The organism is Aggregatilinea sp. (genome assembly GCF_036822615.1).
GTDB lineage: Bacteria > Chloroflexota > Anaerolineae > Aggregatilineales > Aggregatilineaceae > Aggregatilinea.
Window position 1 is genome coordinate 1 of sequence record NZ_DAISHJ010000186.1, and the last position, 6,224, is coordinate 6,224.

The following is a 6,224-nucleotide window of genomic DNA, read 5'->3' on the forward strand; positions in this document are numbered from 1 at the left end:
CCAGCTCCGACTCGGCTTCGAGCAGGTCGAAGGGCGCGCGGCCCATCTCCGCCATGCTGGAGATGAAGAAGATCAAGAAGGTCATCGGCACGGCGAGCAGGTACATGATGTGCTGGTGCTGCACGATGCCTTGCAGGCTCATCGAGCCGCTGAGCAGCACCGGGACCAGCAGGGCCAGCACCATCGGGACTTCGTAGCTGACCAGCTGCGCCACACCGCGAAACGCGCCGAGCAGTGCGAACTTGTTGTTGCTGCTCCATCCGGCCATCAGCACCGCGATTTCGCCCAGCGAGCCGACCGCGACGAGGTACAGCACGCCGATTTCCAGGTCGCTGCCCGTCCAGCCGAAGGCGAACGGCACGACGACCCAGGCCAGCATCACCGAAAACACCGACAGCACCGGGGCGATGTTGAACACCCACTTGTCCGCGCCGGTCGGGATGATGTCTTCTTTGAGCAGGATCTTCACCGCGTCGGGGAAGGATTGCAGCACACCGAACGGGCCAACGCGGTTGGGGCCGAGCCGGTCCTGGAACCGCCCGGCGATCTTGCGCTCCAACCAGATGCCGAACAGCGTCCACACCAGGCCGAACGACGCGACGATCACCACGCCGACCAGCTTGGCGATCAACACCGCGAGGCCGTGTGAGAAACCAATATCTAACAGGACATCTGTCATGCCGTCATCTCCGGGAGACTTGGGGCACACGAAAAGACGGTCGGTAGACCTGCACCGTCTGACCGACCGTTTTCGCTAGACCCACTCAAGCGCGCCTTTGCGCCAGGTGTAGACCAGCGCGGCGACCAACAGCAGAATGAAGACCGCCATCTCGAAGACGGCGAATAGTCCTAACTGGCCGAACGCAAGCGCCCAGGGGAATAAGAACACTACCTCGACGTCGAACAGCACGAAGACCAGCGCGAAGATGTAATACTGCGCGCGGAACTGGATCCAGGTGTTGCCCATGGTCTCAACGCCGCATTCGTAGGTCGCGTTCTTGGCGGGAGTCGGGCGCTGCGGGGCCAGGTATTTACCAAGGACTATAGGGATGGCGGGCAGTGTCCAGGCGATTGCCAAAAAAGGCCAACAAAAATCCATTCATTCAAGTTCATAGCTTATCCCCAATGCGGCTGCCGCACGTCTGCGCAAAGCAACAGGGCGACGTTTAGTATAGCAATCGCCCCCAAGGTGAGCAACGCGCCGACGCGATGCGGAAATGAGGAACAACGCGTCTTATTCTAGCACAGCCCCTTCACACTTTTCAAAACAGATTGAAAGTATCCAGGCGAAGCCCTCCTTACGGGGGTCAATTGGCACAGCAATTGGTGATGAATGGCCCCTCTTGCCCGGTCGCCGCGCTCGGACGCTTGACAGCGGCGCGAAGGAAGGCGGCTGACGCGTGGATCGAAGTCGCACATTCACCTCACCTCTCATCCCCCGGCCCCTTCTCCTCTCTCCAACCTGGGTTGGAGAGAGGAGAAGGGGGTGAGGTCGCGGTTTAAACGGCCCACCCCGTCTACCACCCCGCGCCGCACGCGCTATAATGGGCCGTCGCTATCCGCACGCATCGTCAGGGGTCCGTATGGCTTTCCGTCCGGTTACGCCCGCTCCCGCCGAGTGGGATCAGTTCGTCGCGGGGCACCCACGCGCCCACCTGCTGCAAACCAGCGCCTGGGGCGATCTCAAGGCCGCATTCGGCTGGGAGCCGCTGCGCGTCGCCCTGCAAGACGACGCCGGGCGCATCGCGGCGGGCGCGCAGCTTCTGCTGCGGCGGCTGCCCTTCCACCTCGGCACGCTGGCCTATTCGCCCTATGGCCCGCTGGTGAACTGGGACGATGCGGCGCAGGTCGCCGCCCTGCTGAGCGCTGTCGATACCGCCGCCAAACAGCACGGCGCGGCGTTTTTGAAGATCGAGCCAGGATACTACCTGGAAGCTGATCTCGCACACAGCGGCTTCCGCCCCAGCCCGCAGACGGTCCAGCCGCCGCGCACCTATATGATCGACATTTCCGGCAGCGAGGACGCGATCCTCGCGCGCATGAACCAGGGCACGCGCCGCAACATCCGCAAGAGCGCCAAATATGAGGTCGAGATCCGCGAGGGCACGCGCGACGACGTGGCGAATTTCAACGCGCTGATGCACGAAACCGGGGCGCGCGACGAATTCGGCGTGCACGCGCCGGAGTATTACGCCTGCGCCTATGATCTGTTCGTGCCGCGCGGACAGGCGGCGCTGTTCCTGGCAAGCCACGCCGGGCAGGATCTGGCGGGCGTGATGGTCTTCGCGCTGGGCGAGTGGGCGTGGTATCTGTACGGCGCGTCCAGCGACCGCGAGCGGCAGCGCATGGCCTCCTACGGCGTGCAGTGGGCGGGCATCCAGTGGGCCAGATCGAAAGGCGCGGCCCACTATGATATGGTCGGCGTGCCGGATGCGGAGCCGGAGCAGCTCGAAGCGCAGTTCGAGACGCGCAGCGACGGCCTCTGGGGCGTGTACCGCTTCAAGCGCGGCTGGGGCGGCGAGGTGATCCGCAGCGTCGGCGCGTGGGATCGCGTGTACAACCCGCTGATCTATGCCGCGTATAAGCTCGCCCTGCGGCGCAGAGAAAGTAGTTAGTCGGTAGTTTTCAGTCGCTAGTTAAGGCAAAAGCGGCCAGCAGTGATGCGGTTTACCAAGTGAGTCCGGTTCTCGTAGAAACCTCACCCCCAGCCCCGCTCCAATCCGATTGGAGCGGGGAGACAGGCCACGCCCAACGGGGTTTTGTAGGGGCGGGTTTAAAACCCGCCCTGCTTTTCTACGATTTCGAACTTAAAAGAGAAAAATCGGGTAGGGCAAGCCCTACCCCTACGGTTATCAGCACCGGGCATACACTTTGAGCGTTTCGCATCAATCGACGCTCACCCGGTCCGAGAAGGAGCACACACCCTATGCCCGTCGAGCGCTTTTCAGCCGATCATCCCCTGTGGGACAGCTACCTCACGCACCTGGATCGCGTGGACATGGCGCGCTGGGTGGTCGATATGGACGGCTGCGCCAAGCCGGACATCATCTGCCTGGGCGCCATCGTGGAAGACTCGGTCGCCGGGCACATCACACTGCGCGTGCAGGACATGCGCGTGCCCGTTCCGGGGCGCGACGACGCGCAGACCACCATTCCCGGCGCGGACGGTCTGCCGCTGCGCGAGACGTTCATCAACACCTTCGCCGTGGACGTAGAATATCGCCGCCAGGGACACGGGCGCGCGCTGCAAACGGCGGCCATCGCGCTGACGAAAGCCCTCGGCTGCTACCAGATCCGCTCGTGGACACCGTTCGAAACGCCCGTCAACTACGCGACCATGATCGCGCTCGGTTACGCCGTTCACCCCGCTCTCACGACCACCGAGCACGGGCGAACTCTGGGCGGCGTCTACTTCATCCAAACGGTATAACTGCCTATGCTGCACGCCACTTCGATCACCGATCCCGCCGCGTGGAACGCCGCGCTGCGCAGCCTGCCCGCCGCTCACATCCTGCAAACGTGGGAATGGGGCGCGTTCAAACAGCACGAAACCGGCTGGCTGCCGGAGCGCCTCGCCTTCACCGACGACACGGGCCGCACGGTCGCCGCCGCGTCGATCCTCACCCGGCGCGCGGGGCCGCTGCGCGTGATGTACGTGCCAAAAGGCCCCGCTCTGGCCTACGACGATCCCGGTCTCGTCACGGACGTACTGGCCCACCTCGAACGGCTGGCCCGCCAGCGCCGCGCCGTGTGGCTGAAGATCGATCCCGACGTGATCGCCGGAACCGGCATCCCCGGCACAGGGGAAGAAGCCGAGCGCCATCCCGCCCAGGACGATCCGGTCGGGCAGCGCGTACTGGCAGCGCTGCGCGCGCGGGGCTGGCGTTTCAGCGCGTCGCAGGTGCAGTTCCGCAACACGATCACGCTCGACCTCGCGCAGAGCGAGGACGATCTGCTGGCGGGCATGAACCAGTCCACGCGGCGTAAGGTCCGCACCGGGCCGAAGAAAGACGTTACGGTCCGCAGCGCCAACGATCCCGCCGATCTGCGCACGCTGTACGACCTCTACACCGTGACCGGCGCGCGCCAGGGCTTTTTGATCCGCCCGCTCGACTATTACCGCGAGGCGTGGGCGCGCTTCATCGAGGCGGGGCTTGCGCAGGCGTTCCTGGCCGAATGGGAAAATCAACCGCTGGCCGGGCTGGTGATGTTCCACTTCGGCCCGAAGGCGTGGTACTTCTACGGCATGAGCAGCAACGTCGAGCGCAGCCGCATGCCCACCTACCTGCTGCAGTGGGAAGCGGTCCGCTGGGCGAAGGCGCACGGATACGCCACGTACGATTTTTGGGGGGCGCCAGACGAGTTTGACGACAGCGATTCGATGTGGGGCGTCTACCGTTTTAAAGATGGATTCGGCGGCACGGTCGTGCGGCACATCGGCGCATGGGACTACGTGCCCAACCCCTTACTTTACACACTTTACGAGCATGTCATGCCGCGTGTGCTGGGCCTCATGCGGCGCGCATCCCGCCAGAGTGAACAGGTTGACACACCCATTAACTCCGACTAAACTTAGGTGAGCCGGGGAAATAATAACACCTTACTCAAGCACTGGAGCGGGCATGCTATGAGTATTACTGTGTCATGGGACGACGACGCCCAGACAATTTTACGCTGGAACTTCGTTGGCATATGGACGTGGGACGAGTTCGAGCATGAACTGGCCGCTACCGCGCGCCGCATGGAAGCTGTACCGTATCCCGTCTCAGCCATTTGCGATATGACGTGCAGCGGGCCGCTTCCCGTCACAGGCAGCGCCATCAGCCACATGTGGCAGGCCCGGCAGCTTGCTCAGGAGCAGCTTACCACCGCGATTTTCGTCGGCTCAAGCGCTCACGTGCGCGCCATCATCGGGTTGTTCTGCACCATCTACCGGCAGCGCCGCGACCGCTACCTCTTTGCCTCCAGCGTCGAAGAAGCGCGTGCCCTGCTGGTCGCGCGCCAGGTCGCTTCGCCATCCGCAACTCAAATACCCTAGATCGCGTAAATATCCATAGGTGTTCGCTTGAATCTCTGCCCGCGCGGAGATCGATGGAGTGAGGGATCTATGGGCTGTCTACGTGCGCTGTTATGCATCATCTTCCCGCCTCTGGCCGTGCTCGATCGCGGCTGTGGGACGGTGATCATCGTCTTCCTGCTGACCCTGGCCGGATGGGTTCCCGGCGCGATCGCCGCGCTGGTGCTGAATTTCATGGCGGCGAACTCCCGCTAACCGCACCACCTTACCGGAGGCGCAGCGCCTCCCCACACGACGCCACCAACCGCTGCCGGGCGCGATCCGTCCGGCGGCGGTTTTTGGTTCCCCGCGCCCGGCGCTCTACCCGTTCCGGGTGAGACGTTTTCACCTCCACCCCCGAAATCGTTATAATGGTGAACAGTGCGTGGGGATGACATACCGCGAGTGAGCTGCTGTGACACGCAAGCATAAGCGCCCCTTTGGCGTCACCATCATCGCTCTGCTGCTGCTGATCAACGGCGCGTTTGCCGTCGTGCGCGGCGTGGGCGAGCTGACCGACTTCTACCACGAGCAGCGCGGCGACATCGAAGCGGGCCAGTGGCACGAGGTCACCGAGGATCTCACCATCTCCGAGGCGATCACCCTGCCGCTGACGATGCTGGGCATCGTGATGGCGTGGGGCATGTGGACGCTGCAGCCGCGCGCATGGTTCCTGACGATGGGGCTGCAAGGCATCTACCTCGCCGTGCAGTTGTACCACTACACGCGGGGGCACGCCTCCTACGTCGAGATGTTCACCAGCCTCGCCATCGTCTTTTACCTCAACCAGCGCGACGTGCAAATCGTCTTTCGCAAGCAGCCGCATCCCGCAGCCATGAGGCAGGCGCCCGATGAGCGATGATCTGACCCTGCTGCGCCAGTACGAGCCGGTTATCCGTTATACGCACGGCGAGTCGTTTTACCCGGTGGACGCGGCGTGTTACGTCGAGCAGGCGGCGCTGTGGGTGCGGCGGCCCTATTCGCCCGCCCGCGAGATCATCCCACACGGCGGCCTGACGCTGCACGGGCTGGGCGATCTGCTGGTCGATGATCACGACCCGGACGGCCTCTACTTCTTGCAGTTCGTGAGCCCCCTGACCGGGCGGCAGCTTCAGCGCGCCCTGATGCAGCGCGCGCGCCCCCCCTTCGCCGCGCGTGGGCGGCTGGC

8 protein-coding genes and 1 pseudogene are annotated in these 6,224 nt (G+C 63.9%); 7 read left to right on the top strand and 2 right to left on the bottom strand.

Translation table 11 applies throughout. From position 1 onward, the window contains the following. Together V7116_RS24990 and ndhC are read right to left on the bottom strand one after the other, a co-directional pair. Nucleotides 1-679 (bottom strand): complex I subunit 1/NuoH family protein (locus V7116_RS24990; RefSeq protein WP_324394722.1); only part of this gene is annotated, 679 nt, incomplete at its 3' end. 75 nt (nucleotides 680-754) lie between these two features. Continuing rightward, on the bottom strand, nucleotides 755-1,099 hold the full coding sequence (ndhC, locus tag V7116_RS24995) for an NADH-quinone oxidoreductase subunit A (RefSeq protein ID WP_324394723.1): 345 nt from the start codon (nucleotides 1,097-1,099) through the stop codon (nucleotides 755-757). 484 nt (nucleotides 1,100-1,583) lie between these two features. Here ndhC and V7116_RS25000 point away from each other — a divergent pair, with 484 nt between their 5' ends. The 7 genes and pseudogenes from V7116_RS25000 to V7116_RS25030 all read left to right on the top strand — a co-directional run. Next, nucleotides 1,584-2,615, top strand: a complete 1,032-nt coding sequence (locus V7116_RS25000) for a lipid II:glycine glycyltransferase FemX (protein ID WP_324394724.1) — start codon at nucleotides 1,584-1,586, stop codon at nucleotides 2,613-2,615. A gap of 311 nt (nucleotides 2,616-2,926) precedes the next feature. Beyond that, nucleotides 2,927-3,430 (top strand): GNAT family N-acetyltransferase, encoded by a 504-nt coding sequence (locus V7116_RS25005; protein WP_324394725.1) that lies wholly within the window; start codon nucleotides 2,927-2,929, stop codon nucleotides 3,428-3,430. A gap of 6 nt (nucleotides 3,431-3,436) precedes the next feature. Then, a complete protein-coding gene (locus V7116_RS25010; RefSeq protein ID WP_324394726.1) occupies nucleotides 3,437-4,570 on the top strand; it encodes a lipid II:glycine glycyltransferase FemX in 1,134 nt (377 codons plus the stop codon). 57 nt (nucleotides 4,571-4,627) lie between these two features. Next, a complete protein-coding gene (locus V7116_RS25015; protein WP_324394727.1) occupies nucleotides 4,628-5,038 on the top strand; it encodes a hypothetical protein in 411 nt (136 codons plus the stop codon). Between the two features lie 69 nt (nucleotides 5,039-5,107). Beyond that, entirely contained in the window at nucleotides 5,108-5,272 is a 165-nt protein-coding gene (locus tag V7116_RS25020; protein WP_324394728.1) for a YqaE/Pmp3 family membrane protein, read from the top strand. Between the two features lie 199 nt (nucleotides 5,273-5,471). After that, nucleotides 5,472-5,918 (top strand): hypothetical protein, encoded by a 447-nt coding sequence (locus tag V7116_RS25025; protein WP_324394729.1) that lies wholly within the window; start codon nucleotides 5,472-5,474, stop codon nucleotides 5,916-5,918. After that, nucleotides 5,908-6,224 (top strand): annotated as a pseudogene (locus V7116_RS25030) (hypothetical protein); the annotation flags it as partial. The gene V7116_RS25025 and the pseudogene V7116_RS25030, both read left to right, overlap by 11 nt.

Excerpts from the sequence above, each read along its gene's own strand:
- V7116_RS25005 (WP_324394725.1), top strand. The coding sequence starts at position 2,927 with ATGCCCGTCGAGCGCTTTTCAGCCGATCATCCCCTGTGGGACAGCTAC.
- ndhC (WP_324394723.1), bottom strand. The coding sequence starts at position 1,099 with ATGGATTTTTGTTGGCCTTTTTTGGCAATCGCCTGGACACTGCCCGCC.
- V7116_RS25020 (WP_324394728.1), top strand. The coding sequence starts at position 5,108 with ATGGGCTGTCTACGTGCGCTGTTATGCATCATCTTCCCGCCTCTGGCC.
- V7116_RS25000 (WP_324394724.1), top strand. The coding sequence starts at position 1,584 with ATGGCTTTCCGTCCGGTTACGCCCGCTCCCGCCGAGTGGGATCAGTTC.
- V7116_RS25010 (WP_324394726.1), top strand. The coding sequence starts at position 3,437 with ATGCTGCACGCCACTTCGATCACCGATCCCGCCGCGTGGAACGCCGCG.
- V7116_RS25015 (WP_324394727.1), top strand. The coding sequence starts at position 4,628 with ATGAGTATTACTGTGTCATGGGACGACGACGCCCAGACAATTTTACGC.